This is a genomic window from Cupriavidus sp. CuC1 (assembly GCF_044627735.1).
Lineage (GTDB): Bacteria > Pseudomonadota > Gammaproteobacteria > Burkholderiales > Burkholderiaceae > Cupriavidus > Cupriavidus ulmosensis.
In genome coordinates this window covers 1-15,979 of record NZ_JBIUHC010000202.1, presented here as the reverse complement: position 1 = coordinate 15,979, position 15,979 = coordinate 1, and the positions used below count along the sequence as shown (strand labels likewise).

The 15,979-nt window shown below is 65.3% G+C and carries 15 protein-coding genes and 2 tRNA genes; 11 read left to right on the top strand and 6 right to left on the bottom strand.

The features are described from left to right. Window positions 1–340 precede the first annotated feature (340 nt). A complete protein-coding gene (locus ACGLHR_RS45730) occupies window positions 341–1,450 on the top strand; it encodes a porin (protein ID WP_400102422.1) in 1,110 nt (369 codons plus the stop codon). Between the two features lie 131 nt (window positions 1,451–1,581). On the opposite strand, the gene ACGLHR_RS45725 is transcribed toward ACGLHR_RS45730, so the two are convergent. Beyond that, window positions 1,582–2,211: a response regulator gene (locus ACGLHR_RS45725; protein WP_400102421.1), complete on the bottom strand. Its 630-nt coding sequence runs from the start codon at window positions 2,209–2,211 to the stop codon at window positions 1,582–1,584. A 594-nt stretch (window positions 2,212–2,805) separates the two neighbouring features. On the opposite strand from ACGLHR_RS45725, the gene ACGLHR_RS45720 reads away from it, so the two are divergent. The 4 genes from ACGLHR_RS45720 (at window position 2,806) to ACGLHR_RS45705 (ending at window position 7,168) form a co-directional block, all read left to right on the top strand. Next, the gene (locus ACGLHR_RS45720; RefSeq protein ID WP_318235777.1) at window positions 2,806–3,096 is read left to right on the top strand and encodes a hypothetical protein; all 291 of its coding nucleotides are present in this window, start codon (window positions 2,806–2,808) and stop codon (window positions 3,094–3,096) included. 275 nt (window positions 3,097–3,371) lie between these two features. Then, window positions 3,372–4,541, top strand: a complete 1,170-nt coding sequence (gene pobA / locus ACGLHR_RS45715) for a 4-hydroxybenzoate 3-monooxygenase (protein WP_400102420.1) — start codon at window positions 3,372–3,374, stop codon at window positions 4,539–4,541. Between the two features lie 78 nt (window positions 4,542–4,619). Next, window positions 4,620–6,041 carry an MFS transporter gene (locus ACGLHR_RS45710; protein ID WP_400102419.1) on the top strand — a complete coding sequence of 474 codons (1,422 nt, stop codon included), beginning with the start codon at window positions 4,620–4,622 and terminating at the stop codon, window positions 6,039–6,041. Window positions 6,042–6,331: 290 nt separating this feature from the next. Then, window positions 6,332–7,168: a hypothetical protein gene (locus ACGLHR_RS45705; protein ID WP_400102418.1), complete on the top strand. Its 837-nt coding sequence runs from the start codon at window positions 6,332–6,334 to the stop codon at window positions 7,166–7,168. A gap of 178 nt (window positions 7,169–7,346) precedes the next feature. On the opposite strand, the gene ACGLHR_RS45700 is transcribed toward ACGLHR_RS45705, so the two are convergent. Then, window positions 7,347–7,874 carry a metal-dependent hydrolase gene (locus tag ACGLHR_RS45700; protein ID WP_318235781.1) on the bottom strand — a complete coding sequence of 176 codons (528 nt, stop codon included), beginning with the start codon at window positions 7,872–7,874 and terminating at the stop codon, window positions 7,347–7,349. Window positions 7,875–8,035: 161 nt separating this feature from the next. Here ACGLHR_RS45700 and ACGLHR_RS45695 point away from each other — a divergent pair, with 161 nt between their 5' ends. Further along, window positions 8,036–8,446: a hypothetical protein gene (locus ACGLHR_RS45695; protein WP_400102417.1), complete on the top strand. Its 411-nt coding sequence runs from the start codon at window positions 8,036–8,038 to the stop codon at window positions 8,444–8,446. Between the two features lie 30 nt (window positions 8,447–8,476). Here the strand turns inward: ACGLHR_RS45695 and ACGLHR_RS45690 are convergent, their stop codons facing one another. Beyond that, complete coding sequence (locus ACGLHR_RS45690) at window positions 8,477–8,737, bottom strand: hypothetical protein (protein ID WP_400102416.1); 261 nt, start codon at window positions 8,735–8,737, stop codon at window positions 8,477–8,479. Window positions 8,738–9,105: 368 nt separating this feature from the next. Here ACGLHR_RS45690 and ACGLHR_RS45685 point away from each other — a divergent pair. Next, a tRNA-Glu gene (locus ACGLHR_RS45685) sits at window positions 9,106–9,181 on the top strand. A 78-nt stretch (window positions 9,182–9,259) separates the two neighbouring features. Beyond that, window positions 9,260–9,336: transfer RNA gene (locus ACGLHR_RS45680), tRNA-Asp, on the top strand. Window positions 9,337–9,474: 138 nt separating this feature from the next. Here the strand turns inward: ACGLHR_RS45680 and ACGLHR_RS45675 are convergent. Both ACGLHR_RS45675 and ACGLHR_RS45670 read right to left on the bottom strand, forming a co-directional pair. Beyond that, a complete protein-coding gene (locus tag ACGLHR_RS45675) occupies window positions 9,475–10,182 on the bottom strand; it encodes a GntR family transcriptional regulator (protein WP_400102415.1) in 708 nt (235 codons plus the stop codon). Continuing rightward, complete coding sequence (locus ACGLHR_RS45670) at window positions 10,179–11,207, bottom strand: asparaginase (RefSeq protein WP_318235785.1); 1,029 nt, start codon at window positions 11,205–11,207, stop codon at window positions 10,179–10,181. The genes ACGLHR_RS45675 and ACGLHR_RS45670 overlap by 4 nt, the downstream gene beginning before the upstream one ends. 110 nt (window positions 11,208–11,317) lie before the next feature. Between ACGLHR_RS45670 and ACGLHR_RS45665 the strand changes: the two genes are divergently transcribed. Then, a complete protein-coding gene (locus ACGLHR_RS45665) occupies window positions 11,318–12,658 on the top strand; it encodes an MFS transporter (RefSeq protein WP_400102414.1) in 1,341 nt (446 codons plus the stop codon). Between the two features lie 54 nt (window positions 12,659–12,712). Here the strand turns inward: ACGLHR_RS45665 and ACGLHR_RS45660 are convergent, their stop codons facing one another. Continuing rightward, window positions 12,713–14,350: an ATP-binding protein gene (locus ACGLHR_RS45660; RefSeq protein ID WP_400102413.1), complete on the bottom strand. Its 1,638-nt coding sequence runs from the start codon at window positions 14,348–14,350 to the stop codon at window positions 12,713–12,715. A gap of 80 nt (window positions 14,351–14,430) precedes the next feature. Between ACGLHR_RS45660 and ACGLHR_RS45655 the strand changes: the two genes are divergently transcribed. Both ACGLHR_RS45655 and ACGLHR_RS45650 read left to right on the top strand, forming a co-directional pair. Next, window positions 14,431–15,036, top strand: a complete 606-nt coding sequence (locus ACGLHR_RS45655) for a response regulator transcription factor (RefSeq protein WP_318235787.1) — start codon at window positions 14,431–14,433, stop codon at window positions 15,034–15,036. A 245-nt stretch (window positions 15,037–15,281) separates the two neighbouring features. Next, window positions 15,282–15,902 carry a DUF746 domain-containing protein gene (locus ACGLHR_RS45650; protein ID WP_400102412.1) on the top strand — a complete coding sequence of 207 codons (621 nt, stop codon included), beginning with the start codon at window positions 15,282–15,284 and terminating at the stop codon, window positions 15,900–15,902. Window positions 15,903–15,979: the final 77 nt, after the last annotated feature.

Sequence of the window (15,979 nt, the reverse complement as noted above, 5' to 3'; positions counted from 1 at the left end):
TTCCATTGCCAAATCGCCTCGTTGACGACCACCGTCGCAGCCGGTGAGGCAGCCATTCGCATGTCTAATGTTGAGTCTCTTTATATACGCACTAAAAAAATCAAAAAAATTACAAAATCAAGATTACGATAACCAAAAATCGATTTACATTTTACTTATTTCAATTTACGTCCGCATAAACATACAGCAAGCAATTGATTTAAAAGGAAAAATAAATAGTCAAAGAGACGTTTCTTATTAACAACACCGATCAGATACTCGCTTCTTTCCCTCCCGCTTCGCCTCACATAATTCCTGCCGAACGCTGGACGTTCCCCGCTTAACCCTTCAAGGAAAATCCATGAAAATCAAGCTATTCGCAGCGGCAGCCGCAGCACTGTTCGCCGCCAGCGCCCAGGCACAATCGAGCGTGACCCTGTATGGCGTGGCAGACGTCGGCATCGAATACCTCTCCAAGGCCAATGGCGCCACCAAGCCGAATAACAGCAATAGCCGGGTGGCCATGCAGTCGGGCAACATGTCCGGCTCGCGCTGGGGCCTGCGCGGCGTGGAAGATCTGGGCGGCGGATTGAAGGCGCTGTTCCAGCTGGAAAGCGGCTTCTCCGTCGACACCGGCGCCGGTAGCCCGGATGGCTTGTTCAACCGGATCGCCACGGTCGGCCTGCAAGGCCAGTTTGGCACCCTGACCCTGGGCCGCCAGAGCACGCCGATGTATGACTTCGGCCTACGCTATGACCCGATGTCCATCTCGCCGCGTTACTCCATCAGCGCGATCGACGCCGGCTTCATCAGCCGCGCCAACAACGCGGTCAAGTACGTGGGCAATTTCAACGGCCTCACTGCATCCGCCATGTACAGCTTTGCCTACGACGGCCAGGAAATCGCGGGCCAGGGCAGCAAGGGCCGCGAGTACGGCGCCAGCCTGGCCTATGCCAGCGGCCCGTTCGATATCGGCGCGATGTACGAGCAGCGCAACACCGGCGAACTCAACGCACGCAGCGCCTCGATCGCCGGCGGCTACAGCTTCGGCCCGGCCAAGGCGTTCCTCGGCTATCGTTACGCTCGCGGCGGCGACTGGACGGTGAGGAACTCCCAGAACCAAGTCACCACCACCATGGCCAAGGTCAGTTCCAACCTGCTCTGGGCCGGCATGGCTTACAACATGTCCCCGGCCCTGAAGCTCACCGGCGCCGCCTACTATCAGGATGCCCGTCGTGTCTCGGCCGATCCGTGGCTGTTCGTGTTGTCGAGCGACTACTCCCTGTCCAAGCGCACCGATGTCTACCTGAACCTGGCCTATGCCCGCAATCGCGGCGATTCCGAGCTAGGCCTGAACGGCAATAACAAAGGCCGGCTGACCGGCATCGCGCTCACCAACACCACGTCCGACGGCAACCCCGGCAACAAGAGCCAGTTCGGCGCAGTGGCCGGCATCCGGCACGTGTTCTGATCGCGGCTGTCCCGCGGTAAGCCAGTATTGCGCTGATGGCAAGCCGGCGTCAGTGGCGCTGGTCATCCACGAAGCAAGGGCGCGCATGCCGGCAAGGCATGCGCGCCCGTTTTGCCTGCCGCCCCGCCGGATCAACCGGGTGGCGGCAGGCGCCTGACGTCATCGAGCTGCTCCAGCTTTTTGGAAACCCGGTGCTTGAAGGTGGCTACGGTTTTCGGCGAGATGCCCAGCCGCGTTGCGATCTCCAGGTTGTCGTACCCCTCCGAGAGCAACTGGAACACACGCGACTCGCGCGGCGTGAGCTGCTTGGCCTTGCGCCTGCCGGCTTCGTCATCGGGGCTGGTGTTGCCGACGGCATCGGGAAAGGCGATGTAGCCCTGGTGCACCATATCGAGTGCTGCCGCCAGCAGGTGGAACGGATGCGACTTGCTCACATAGGCGCTCGCGCCGGCCCAGCGCGCCAGTGGCGCATCGCGCTCGGGGTCTCCGCCCGACAGCACCACGATCCGCGTCGGCTGCTCGACGGCACGCACGCGCCGTACCACTTCCAGCCCATCCAGTCCCGGCAGGTTGATATCGACCACGGCGAGCGCGGGACGCAGTTGCCGTAGCACGCGCAAGCCTTCGACTCCGTCGACGGCGACGGCAACCAGCTCAAAGCGGCCATGCCGGTGCAAGTTGGCACGGATCGATTCCAGAATGAATGGATGGTCATCGACAGCCACGACGGATAGCAGTTTTTCCCCATCGACCGGGTCCATGTGCGCCTCTTTAAGTTAGCTTCGGATTCTGGCTCAGACGCTGCTGAATATGCTGTGGGAAATTTCTGCACTACGCCGCGAAATTTCCGAGAATCGTCAGGCATCGTTGGGGCAACGCGAGCCAGCGGGACGGCCGCCGTGGGCAATGCCCGGGCCGCGGCACATTTTCTCGTGCACATTTCCTTACAACCCGGACATACATTGGCGTCACAGGGTCGCTAAGCTGCCCCCTTGAGCAAGCCCGTCTTGCCACTCCAAGGAAAGTACGCATGAGCCGCTCCCTTTCTCACGCAGCATCACTTCCTGCCGCGCCTGCGCGGCGGCCCCGATGAAGTGGTCCACCATTGTGTTGGTGCTGCTCGGCTGGCTGGGCGGATGTGCCGCCATCGGATGGCTGCTGATGGCCTGCTCAGCCGTGTTGTCCCGGTAAGCCGCACCAGCGCACGAGCGGGCATCGCACCGCTCGGCCATCGATTACCCAGGCCATCGGACCATCAACCACGCGCCATTTCGTAACGGGGTATTTCAGCGGCGCAGCCGGATCCGCTGCGCACCCCAACCATCACCGGCCAATATCCAAGGCAAGGAGAGACCATGTACGATCACGCCGTCCTGCCGCGCGAGAGCCACGGCGCCCTCACCGCAGGCGCCATGCAAGACACGTCCACACCCCGCACGAGCCCCGTGCGCCGCGCTCGCGCCGCGCGGGCTAACGTTGCCTCCGGCGACGTCCTGATGTCGGATATCGGCCTGCTCAAGCTGTGCCGCCATTGCGCAGAGCACTGGCCGGCTGACGGCGAATTCTTCGCGCGCGATACACGCCGCCAGGATGGCCTTGAACATATCTGCAAGGCTTGTCGCAAGGAACAGCGCTCAGGCCGCTGAAGCGCATTCGCACGTACGGAATGTGAAGGCCGGCACGCGTGGATGGTGCGCCAGAACGCGCCGCCAAGCACGCCGGCAGATCTGACAATCCTGGCTAAATTCAATCAAAAACCAGGGTTTCCCCCAGCACAGACAGGATACTCCAGCACATTCACTACCAAATGCAGATGTTCGTTTTGTCCTGTTGATGGTTCGTTCCGTCTATTCCCTCCCGTCCCTGGCGCCGCTATTGTTACGTTCAATAACAATCCCTATCCCGCACCAGGAGACACGCGATGCGCACACAAGTCGCCATCATCGGCGCAGGCCCCGCCGGCTTGCTGCTCGGGCAACTGCTCGCCAAGGCCGGCATCGATGCGGTCATCGTCGAGCAACGCAGCCCCGACTACATCCTCGGCCGTATCCGCGCCGGCATCCTTGAAAGCGTGACCGCCGATGCGCTGGAGCGCGCTGGCGTGGCGCAGCGCCTGCACGACGACGGCCTGGTTCACCATGGCATCGAACTGTCCTATGGCGGCAAGCGCCACCACATCGACTTCAACGCGCTGATTGGCCGCTCGGTCACGGTCTACGGCCAGACCGAAGTCACGCGCGACCTGATGGCCGCCCGCGAAGCCGGCAATGCCGTCACCATCTATGACGCGCAAGACGTCAGCGTGCACGATTTCGACACGGCCACGCCCGTGGTGCGATATCGCAAGGGCGGCCAGCAGCATGCATTGCGTTGCGACTTCATTGCAGGCTGCGACGGCTTTCATGGCATCACGCGGCGCAGCGTGCCCGAGCCATCCAAGCGCATCTTCGAGCGCGTCTATCCCTTCGGCTGGCTCGGCGTGCTCGCCGACACGCCGCCGGTGGCGGATGAACTCATCTACGCCAGCCACGAGCGCGGCTTCGCGCTGTGCAGCATGCGCTCGCTCACGCGCAGCCGCTATTACGTGCAGGTGAGCGCCGACGAACGGGTCGAGGACTGGTCCGATCAACGCTTCTGGGACGAACTGCGCAGCCGGCTCGACGCCAGCGCCGCCGAGGCGCTGGTGACCGGCGCGAGCATCGAAAAAAGCATTGCGCCGCTACGCAGCTTTGTGTGCGAGCCGATGCGCTTTGGCAACTTGTTCCTGGCCGGCGACGCCGCGCATATCGTGCCGCCCACCGGCGCCAAAGGCCTGAACCTGGCCGCCAGCGATGTGCTTTACCTGGCCGACGGCCTGATTGCGCGCTACCTGCACGACGATGCCAGCGAGCTGGACGCGTACTCGCAGAAATGCCTGCGCCGGGTCTGGAAGGCGGAGCGCTTCTCGTGGTGGATGACATCGCTCTTGCATCGCTTCCCCGATGCCGATGACTTCGCGCTGCGCATCCAGCAGGCCGAGCTGGATTACCTCATGGGCTCGCGCGCGGCCCAGATGTCGCTGGCGGAAAACTACGTCGGCCTGCCTTACTGAAGCCACGCGGCAAGCCGACGAAATCAGGAACACCAGAGAATTCGCCGCCAACGAGCGGCATAGCAGGAGACCCGCACCATGACGCCCCCAACCAGCGGCCAGCCGGCCGCAGCCCACGGCCACGCACGCAATCCCGGTGCCAGCATCGACGTCCAGCAGTTCATCGACAGCCAGCCGTTCTCGCGTTTCCAGTGGATCATCCTGATCCTGTGCTTCCTGATAGTCGCGGCCGATGGCTTCGACACCGCGGCGATCGGCTTTATCGCGCCGATGCTGGCCAAGGAATGGGGCGTCAGCCGCGCCCATCTCGGGCCGGTGATGAGTGCCGCCTTGTTTGGCCTGGCCGCGGGCGCGCTGGTGGCGGGGCCGCTGGCCGACCGCTTTGGCCGCAAGGGCGTGCTGGTGGGCTCGGTGCTGTGCTTCGGTGGCTGGAGCGTGGCCTCGGCCTTCTCGACCTCGCTCGAAGCGCTCACGGTCCTGCGCTTCCTCACCGGCCTTGGCCTCGGCGCGGCCATGCCGAACGCGGTCACGCTGATGTCGGAGTACGCGCCCACGCGGCGCCGCTCGCTGGCGGTCAACGCCATGTTCTGCGGCTTTACGCTGGGCTCCTCGGCCGGGGGCTTTGCCGCGGCCTGGCTGATTCCGCAATTTGGCTGGCATTCGGTGTTGCTGGTGGGCGGCGTCGCGCCGTTGCTGCTGGCCGTGCTGCTGATCTTCTTCCTGCCGGAATCCGTGCGCTTCCTGGTGGCGCGCAAGGCCCCGGCCGCGCGCATCGCCGCCGCGCTGTCCAAGGTCCATCCGGGCGTGCTGCGCGGCGACGAGCGCTTTCATGTGCAGGAGACCGTGCCCACCGACGCCACGCCCGCCGGTGCTTCCTCGCTGCGCGCCATCCTGATGCCGCAATTGCGCGCCGGCACCTTGTTGCTGTGGACCACGTATTTCATGGGGCTGCTGATCTTCTACCTGCTGACGAGCTGGCTGCCGACGCTGTTTGCCGACGCGGGCTACCCGATCGAGAAGGCCGCGCTCATCACCGCGCTGTTCCCGCTGGGCGGCGGCATCGGTACGCTGACCGTGGGCTGGCTGATGGACCGCGGCCATCCGTGGCGCATCGTGGCCGGCACGTATGCGCTGACAGGCGCGCTGGTCTATGCAGTGGGCCACGGCGCCGGGGATGTGTTCGTGCTCGGCGTGCTGGTGTTTGCCGCCGGCACTTGCATGAACGGCGCGCAATCCTCCATGCCGACGCTTGCCGCCGGCTTCTATCCCACGCAATGCCGAGCCACTGGCGTGGCCTGGATGCTGGGCATCGGCCGCTTTGGCGGCATCGTCGGCGCGCTGCTGGGCGCGCAGATCCTGGGCTTGGGATGGAGCTTTGGCAAGATCTTCGGCCTGCTCTCGCTGCCCGCATTTGTCGCCACTGCCGCGCTGCTGATCGCCTCGGCACGGCCACGCACCGCGATGCGGCCTGTCGTTGGCCAGCACGATGCCGCGCACTGATCCCCACGCCGGCCCGCGCAAGCTGGTAAGCGCGTTTGAGGTGGCCGTGCGCGACCTGATGGAGATCTGACGGCCCATCAATGCCCAGGTAACCCGGTTGCGTCCATCCTTCATTGGGATGGTGTACCAGTGCGATTGGTTCGCTGGCCCACACACCCTGTATTGCCACAGGCAGGAAACAGCACCGCCCGCTTTGCCTGCTGCCCGGCCGCGGCTTACCATGCTAGCAAAGGTAAGCCCGGCTACAGGGCAGCTGTACCAGAGAGAAATCGTGGTGAGGCGGGGACAACTTGGCGAATTACCTGGAAGAGTACTGCACGCGCATCCGGCGCGGAGCGGCAACGGCCGTGATCGACAAACCGGTGCTGGTGGATCGCGATGGCATCTACGCGATGTGCTACGTGCCGTTCGAGCACAGCCATGAGCACGCGCGGCTGGTATTGGTGAGCACCACGCCCGGGCACACCCACGTACAGCTTGCGGCGGAGCTGACCGAGAGCCTGATGCAGCGGCACGCGCCCGGGCGCACCATCCAGCGCGAGAACAAGCGGCGCGTGGAGCTCGGCGGGCCGCTCGTGCGGCCCAACCTGATCCGCATGCTGGATCATTTCGGCATCGCGCAGCTGATCGGCCTGCCCGGCGCCGCGGCGCTCTGGGACGAGGGCTTCGAGCGCCTGCAGCCGCTGGCCTTGCTGCCCTATGCCACCACGCGGCGCGGCCTGGCCTTCGACGGCGACCTGGAAGAACTGATGGCGGTGCCGATGCTGCGCAGGGTGTTCGAGAACCTGTTTCTCGGCGCGCTCAGGCAGATGGATGACCAGGCGCTCTTCCTGGCGCTGGGGCGCACCGCGTGGTCCGCGCTGGGCCATGCAGCCGACCTCGGCCTGCTGCAGCGCCGGCAACTGCTGGGCATGATGCCCGTGCCCGCCCGCGCGGGCAGCATGGTTAAGTACTTCCTGCGGGAGGTCAGCGCCGACGCACTCTCCGTGCGCGATCCCGTGCGCCATCGCACGGCATGGCTCGACGCCGCGCACGACGAACTGGTGGCGGCAGTGCGCAGGCGGCAAAACCGGCATGACGCGGGCGCGAGCCGGCCCGGCACGGCAACGACCTGCCTGGAGGCATGAAGCCGGCCGGCGGCAACTTTCCAATAGGCCCGAATCATCACCCCACGTCGGTGGGGTTCATGTCGCACTTTTGGGCGCCGTTAGCCTTCTGTGAGGGAATTGCCTCCCTCGACATTCCCGATCGGCGGCCCCTTGTGGCCGCCTCTTTTTTTGTGCGGCCGCTCGGGCGACCAGACATTCAGACCCGCAGGTGCCAGGACCGCACGTACTGGAACAGGTCCAGCCCGTGCGTACCGTGGAACCACACGTGGCGCGACAACGCCAGTGCGCCCATCCACGAGGCCGCGACCACCAGCAGGTCGCAGCGGCCGCTCTTCCACCAGTTCAGCGAGTGCCGCCCAAGAATCCAGGGCACGCCGAGTGGGTTGGGCCAATCGGCCAGCAAGTGCATCAGCCCGCCACAGGCAAACCCGAACGCTGGTGCGGCTAGCGCGTGCGTGCCCAGGGAGCGGTGCGCAATCACCAGCAGCGCCAGCCAGGCGATGCCCCAGTGCGTCCAGGTGCGGTGCGTGATCCACAGCCGGCGGGATCTGGACCACCAGGCGACCTCCAGCCAGTCCGGTGCGCCGCCGCCGGCTACGCCAGCAAAAAAGGCAAGCACAGGGGCCAGGTGATACGGGCCGCCGGCACCGGCCTGGGCGACCACCGCGGCGGCGATCAGGCCTGCCGCCCATCCGGTGGCATGGTGAGCTTTGCTGGAAGCCATTGCGTGGGGACGCTCATCGGGAGCCGTGAAATGCAGGGGCGCAATGGTGGCAGATCGCAGCGCAAAAGAACAGTGCTCGGAGCGCGGCTTGCACGTATCCGCCGCGCGCACTAAGTTGGAAGCAGCTTGCGGCATCTGGGCCGCGCACCCTGGGAGGGGTCATGAGATCGCAAATTGCGCGGCAGGCCCGCGGCATCCTGGCGGCAACCCTGTGGCTAGCCGCGGCGGCGGCGCATGGCCAGCCGGTGGAATCCGGGCCGCTCACCATTGGCGGCTCGCTGGTAGTGGAAGGCCCCCTCACCGTCCATGGCACGCTGACCGTGGACGGCAGCGTCCTCGCGCACGGCCCGCTGACCGCGGCCTGGTTTGCCAATCGCCCACCGGTTTATGGCCAGCCACCTGGCGCAGGGCGGCAAAAGGTGTTTCACGGCCCGCTTACCGTCCACGGGCCGCTGTTTGTGCAAGGCAACGTCCTGGTCAACGGGCCGGTCAACGTCGACGGCCCGCTTGACGCGGCGGGCAGCATCGACGCCGACGGCCCGATGCGCGAGCGGCGGCCGCACGGCTACTGACGGCGACGGCGCTAATGACGCTCATGCGGCTCAGGCCGATTGAAGGCGCGGGGACGTCCGCCGGCCCGTCAGCGCGAGCGCCGCGCCACCGATGATGAGCGCGGCCGCGCCTGCCAGGGTCCACGTCAGCGTGGCAAACCCGAACCACACCAGCAGCAGCAGCGTAGCCATCAGCGGCGTGGCATACGACAGCACGCCCAGCAGCGCCAGGCGACCACGCTTGGTGCCTGGTCCCAGGCCGCGAAGGCCACACCGGTAGGCCCCGCGCCTAGCAGCAGCACCGCGAGCCACTCGCCGGCGCTCGGCATCACGGTGGATTCCAGCGCAAGATGGCACAAAGCGCCGCACAGGGCCACGGCCCCGCACACGCTGAGCATCGTGGTGCTCGGCACCTCGCCATAGCGCCGGTTGGCAACCGAGTAGCCCGACCAGATGAGGGCGCATGCGAGCGCGGCAAGGTAGCCCGGACACAGGGGCCCCGCATGGCTTGCATCGTGGCAACGGCCTGGCTGCCTGTCTTGGCAAATACGGCTACGCAACGGGCGCGCTGTTTGACGATTTGCGCGGAAGAAAAGCCGGGGCTTCCCACCGCGAAAAAAGGGCGCTATAATCGCGCCCCTCGCGACACGAAATGTACATGACGTTGCGAGCAAGTCTAAGTCCCCATCGTCTAGAGGCCTAGGACATCACCCTTTCACGGTGAGTACAGGGGTTCGAATCCCCTTGGGGACGCCAGTTTCGAGAGCAACGCCACCAAGCGCAGCCTCAACACGAGCGTCGGAAACCGCAGCAAGCGGATTCCACAGCCACTGCGGAGTGGTAGTTCAGTTGGTTAGAATACCGGCCTGTCACGCCGGGGGTCGCGGGTTCGAGTCCCGTCCACTCCGCCAGCATTGCCTGGATACTGCTCGAATGCCGCGTATCCAGGAAAAAAATATAGCCCGCCATCAGGTGGGCTATTTTTTTGCCTGCCACCTGCCTGCCACCACCCGGCGGGCTCGCAGCGAACGCCCGCCGGTGCGCCTGCGCTATGCCCCGCCGTTGTCCACCGCATCGGAACTATCGATCGCCCGCACGATGATCTTCAGCGTGTCATCCAGGTGATGGATGGTCTGGCGCTTGGCGGTCTCGGCATCGCGCTGCCTGTACTGGGACAGGATTTCGGCATGCTCGGCATTGCTCTGCGCGATATGTTCCGGGCTCATGTAGAGCGACAGCGAGATATACGGCGCAGCCGAATCGCGCAGCGTCTTGACCAGGTGGGCCAGCCTGCTGTGTTCCTGGGATGCCCAGAGTGCCGCGTGGAACTCCAGGTTCAGTTCGGTCCAGCGCGTGACATCCTGCGCCTGCAGCATCTCCGCATGGAACGCCTCGGCCCGGGCGATATCTTCCGGGGTGATGCCCCGGATCGCCTCTTCGACCATCATCGGCTCCAGCACCTTGCGCAGCCGGTAGATTTCCTGCACATCATCCAGCGTCAGGCCGCGCACGACCGCGCCGCGATGCGCGTCGAAGAACACCAGCCCTTCGGAGATCAGCGTGCGCAATGCTTCCCGAACGGGCGTAGTGCTCATCTCCAGCCGCTTGGCGAGGTCATCCTGGCGCAAGCGCTCGCCCGCGGTCATGCGGCCTTGCAGGATGTCGGCGCGCAAGGTCTGCACCGCATACTGGTAGGCAGTCAGCCGGCGCGAAGGCGCGGCTTGCACTCTGGACGGGGGATTCGGCGAAGTCTTCAAGGAACGGGCTGTTGTTGGATAGGCGAATGGCGTGGCAGTGTACCCCACTTCGCAAACGCCTCCGGGATCTGCTCGCGCGGCGTGCCGGCGGCCAGCAACGCACCTAGCAATAGCCGCGCCTTCAACGGATGGAGCCACTTCGAAAGCAAGGCGCCGCGCCGTGCCAGATCGACTTCGGAGCCGGCGAAACCATAGGTTCGGGAGGCCGTTGCCCCAGCCCCGGTGCGGCTAGCGATCACCACCGGCACGACCTTGGACAGGCGCTCGACATGCTCGGCGAAGCCGAAGGAGACGTGCCCGGCGCCGAACGCCGCGACCACGATTGCCTCGTAGCCGAGATCAAGCGCGGCCACGGCCAGATCGCCATCGTCGCCCAGGAGCGCCGGCACCACCGCCACCTTTGGAAAACGCCGCGTGGGCGGGCTTGCCAGCGGCCTGTCGACCGGCGGATGAAAGTATTCCGGCTGCCCCTCGACCACCCTCCCCGCAGGCCCGCCGTCAGGCGAGACGAAGGTCTGGACCGACAGGGAATCCGACTTGCAGACCCAGCGCGCCCTGTGAATGGTGTCGTTCATGACAACCAGCACGCCGCGCCCGCGGCTCTGGTCGTCCATGGCGACCTGCACGGCGGCCAGCAGGTTGGCGGGGCCATCCGCTCCCGCGGCCAGCGGCGTGCGCATCGCGCCGGTAATGATCAAGGGCTCGGGGTGGCGCCAATACAGATCGAGGAAAAAGGCGGTCTCCTCGATCGTGTCCGTGCCCTGGGTCAGGACGACGCCGCGCGCCCCGCCGGCAACCTTGCCCTCGGCCCATGCCAGGCAGGCCAGCAACTGTTCGGGGCCCAACGAAGCGCTCGGCAACTGGAAGAGCGGCTCGGCGGAGATATCGGCCAGTTCTCCCAGCCCCGGCACGGCCGCGACCAGCTGGGCGGCGTCCAGCTTGGGGACAACCCCGCCGGCGGCATCCGACGGCGTCATGCTGATGGTGCCCCCTAGCGAGGCGATGGCAACTGATGGGCGAGACATATGGTTTTCCCGTAGCGTTAAGGTATGCATTGTGCATTATATATACTATACAATCCGCAAGACAACCTGAGGCTCCTGAGCCACCTCCCAACCCGTTACGGAGACGCACGATGCACCAACACCCGCCGCCCACCCGGTATCGCTTCACCATCTTCTTGCTGATCGTCGTGATTGCGCTGGTCAACTACATCGACCGCGGCGCCATCGCCTATTCGGCCGGGCAGATCATCGAGGAGTATGGCTTCGACCGCGCCGGCTGGGGCGCCGTGCTGGGCTACTTCGGCTACGGCTATATGTTTGGCGCGCTGATCGGCGGTGCGCTGGCAGACCGCCTCGGCGCGAAGCGGGTCTGGGTGATCGCAGGCGTGGCCTGGTCACTGTTCGCGATCTGCATGGTCTGGGCGGGCGACATCGGCCTCGCGGTGTTCGGCGGCTCGGCCCTGAGCGGATTTGCCATGGTGCGCATCCTCTTCGGCTTCTCGGAGGGGCCTGCCTACTCGATCATCAACAAGACCATGTCCGCCTGGGCATCGCCGGCCGAGCGCGGCTTCGCGGTCTCCATCGGCCTGCTGAGCACGCCGCTGGGCGCGCTGCTTACCGCGCCGGTAGCGGTCGGCCTGCTGCTGCTCACCGACAGCTGGCGCGCCATGTATGTGGTGCTCGGCGTCCTGGGCCTGGTGCTGATCGCCCTGTTCTCGTGCGTGTACACCAACCGGCCCGAGGATCACCCGAAGGTGAATGCGGCAGAACTCGCCCAGATTCAGGCCGGACGCGGTGAAGCCCCCAAAGGCGCCGCAAGCGCAAGCGCCGCCTTGCCTTGGTGGGCTTTCTTCAAGAGCCGCACGCTGGTTTTCAACTCCATCGGCTATTTCTCCTTTATCTACGTCAACTTCATGCTGCTGACGTGGACACCGAAGTACCTGCACGACGAGTTCAACTTCACCCTCTCCTCCCTCTGGTACATCGGGATGATTCCCTGGGTTGGCGCGTGCTTTACGGTATTGCTGGGCGGGCGCATCTCCGACTGGCTGCTAAAGCGCACGGGCAAGCTGGTCATTGCAAGAAGCTGGTTTGCTGCCGCCTCGCTGTTGCTGACCACCCTGTGCTTCCTGATGGTGTCGCAGGCGCACAGCGTGTGGACCGTCATCGCCCTGATGACTTTGGGCAACGCCTTGAACGCCTTGCCGAACTCCGTCTACTGGGCGGTGGTGATCGATACCGCGCCCTCGCGCGTCGGCACGTTCAGCGGCATCATGCATTTCATCGCCAACATCGCTGCGGTCCTGGCTCCCACGCTGGCCGGCATCCTGTCGGCACGCTACGGCTATTCGTCCATGTTCATCGCCACGTCGGTTGCGACGGCGCTGGGCGTGTTCGCCATGCTCCAGGTCCGTCCAGGCGTGGGTCCCCGCCTCGAGCGCGATGCGCGGGTCGTTGCCTCGGCCGAATGATCCAAGCCATCGATGCCCATGCCCGGGCATCGCGCTCAAATCCAGTCCACGCCTTCAGCCCGATGCTGCCGCGCGCGGCAGCCGGACCACAAAGCTTGACCCCTGCCCTTCCTTGCTGGTGACCACGACCTCGCCCTCGTGCAGGTCGACTGCCAGCCTGACCAGATACAGGCCAACGCCCGCGCCCGCCGTGCCGGTGACATTGCCGCCGCGCACGAAGCGCTCGAAGATGTGCTCGCGGTCCTTGTCCGGGATGCCCAGGCCGCGATCGGACACGGACACGCGGATCATGTCGGCGTCCCCGGACACATGCACAGTGACCGCGGTGCCGGTGGGCGAATACTTGATCGCGTTGCCAACCAGGTTGCTGAAGGCCTGGAACAGCAGCTTGGCGTCGCCGTGGAAGATTTCATTCACGCCGGGATCAATGATCTCCTCGATGACCGCCGCGGGGGAACTCTCGCGGTGCATCTCGCAGACTTCGTGCACCATCAGGGCCAGGGAAAAGTCAACGCCTTGCAGCGTGGCAAGGCGCCCGCCGTCCAGCAGTTGCGAGGAATCGAGCAGGTGGTCGATCAGGTTGGTCATGCGCCGCACGGCAACCCGGATCCGCCCGCAGCGCTCGCCGAGGACTTCGGCGGAGGGCGCTTCCTTCATGCGCATGAGCCGCTGCGCGTGGCCGTCGATCACATTGAGCGGCGTGCGAAACTCGTGCGAAGCCATCGAGACGAAATTGCGCTGGAGCACCGCCAGGCGCCGCTCGTTTTCCAGCGTGTCCAGCAGCATCGTGGTCTGGGCGGCCAGCGCCGCCTTGCTGCGCTCCAGTTCGATCGTATTGTCGCGAAAGCGCACCACGGCGCGGGCGATTTCGCCGATCTCATCCTTGCGCCCGGCCCCGGGGATCTCCACGCGAGGATCGTTGTCCATGATGCGGTGCATGCGGTCGACCAGCCCCGCGATGGGATTGGACACGGCCCTGACCAGGTAGATCACCGCCGCGATGACCAGGAAGCCCGACACCAGGATGGCGCCGGCAATCAGTTGCCGGGCCTCGTGATAGGCGTCGGCCTCGCGCGCGGTGGCCTGCGCGGCGCCGACAACATTGCGCTCCGTGAGCACGCCCAACGTGCCGTTGGCCTGCTCGAAGGCGCGGCGCGACTCGCTGCGATAGAGCGCCACGGCCTGCGTCGTGTCCTTCTGGTGGGCCAGTGAAACCACGCGATCGACCAGTTGCCGGTAAGCCGACCACTGCGCCATGAACTGATCAAAGAGTGCCAGCTCGGCCGGATCATGCTCGATCTTGCCGTAGCGGGCCTCGACCTCCTTGATCACATCGTCCAGCTTGCTGATCTGCTCCTCCGCCGCGCGCAGGTCAGCGCGCGTCGTCGCGATCAACGCATCGCCCTCGAACGCGCGGTAGTCCGAAATATAATTGTTAAGGTCGCCCAGGATGCGGTTGCTCTGCAGCCAGCGGCCGCTGATCTGCGCCGACACGCTGTGAAAGTTGCTGAGCCGGTTGATGCCGAACAGGCCCACGCCCACCACCAGCAGCAGGAACAGCACGAACACAAGCGACAGCCGCACGCGAATTGGCCTGAGCATGGGCACTGAATCGGGCAGCCCGACCAGGCGCCGACCCAGGCCGCGACGCACTCGCCGGCTCGCGGGCGCCGGACGAATCGAGTGATTCATAAGACTTTTATCCTGAATTTCGCTACGCTGTACCTCGGCGGCCCGCAAGATGCGGCTCGCCGCCGCTACCAAGGACCACCATGACCGATGCCCGCCGGAAAATCCTCTGCATCGAGGACGATGCCGAAACGGCAGCGCTGATCGCCGAAGAGCTGATCGAGCGGGGCTTTGCCGTGGGCATCGCGCACGACGGCCAGCAAGGTTTTGCCGCCATCCTGCGCGACACGCCAGACCTCGTCCTTTGCGACGTGAGTATGCCAGTGATGACGGGCTTCGAACTGCTGGAGAAGATCACTTCACTGGCGCCGCGCTTTGCCGACATGCCCTTCGTGTTCCTCACGGCGCTGGCGCAGCGCGAGGCCGAGCTCAAGGGGCGCAGGCTCGGGGCCGACGACTACGTAACCAAACCGGTCGATTTCGACATTTTGACCAGCATCGTCGAGGCCCGCCTTGCCCGGCTTGCCCGCACGCGGCCGGGCCTGCCGGCCGTGCAGCTCAGCGAGCGCGAAGTGGAAGCGCTGGTGTGGTCGGCGCGCGGCAAGACCTCGGGCGAGATCGCCACCATTCTGGGCCTGTCCAAGCGCACGGTCGATTTCCATATAGACAATGCCCGCCAGAAGCTCGGCGTGGCCACCCGCATCGAAGCGGTCGTCAAGGCGGCCTCCGCCGGCATCATCAAGCCCTAGCAGCGCGGTGCCGCCCGGCCTACTGTGATCAATCACAGTACTCAGCGGCTGCTAATACACATAGAATCGGCGCAAATTCATCGCTCCCGGAGCACGGGTTAGCGGGATTTTACGACCAGGGCGCCAGCCCCGGGGCCCACGGCGTCATGGCCGGATCTACCCGCGCCGACGATATGAGCAGATTTCAGCAGCAACGCCCCACGCGAACCGAAATAGATCCCACGTCCAGCCGCGCTAGCGCGAGCGTGCATCTCCATGTGGACGACCTGCGCCGCGCCACGACGCTGATCCATGTGCGCGCGGGCGGGGCAGCGGGCGTGGCCGATGCCGACCTGACTGCGTTCCTGCTGTCCGCGTGGCGCAAGCTGAATAGCGCCAGCCGCCGGCCGCCGCAATGCCCGCGGTGCCGTGCGCGCAAATCGACCTTTGACGGTACCGATGGCAGCAGCCTGCCGCTCTTTCATTGCGCCGGCTGCCGCCAGCGCTTCAGCCGGCTGACTGGCACACCCATGGCACGGCTCAGGCTGGAGGACAAGGCGGAAGCCTTCTTCAACCTGGCCTCCCAGCAGGTATCGGTCGCCGAAGCGGCGCGTCGCCTGGGGATCAAAAGCGAAACCGTCAGGCATTGGTCGATCCAGACCCGCTTGTGGCTGCTGACACTGGATCGGCAAGGCGACTGGGAGCGGCGCGTGCAGCTTGGCGTTCGTTACGCGGTCCTGCCGGCAAGCACCCGCGATGAACCCGCAAGCACGGCGCGCGAATGCAAGTGCACCATCGCCTCCGACGATAGCGACGCGCTGGCCGAAATGGAAAATGCGCCGCTGCTGATTCGGGTGTGCCCGCTATGCGAACAGACGGCGCACTAGCGTCAACTACCCCGGCCTAAAGGCCGGAGCTTGCAAAGGCAACTGAACAAGCTCGGGTTGACCAGGCAAAGCGGTAA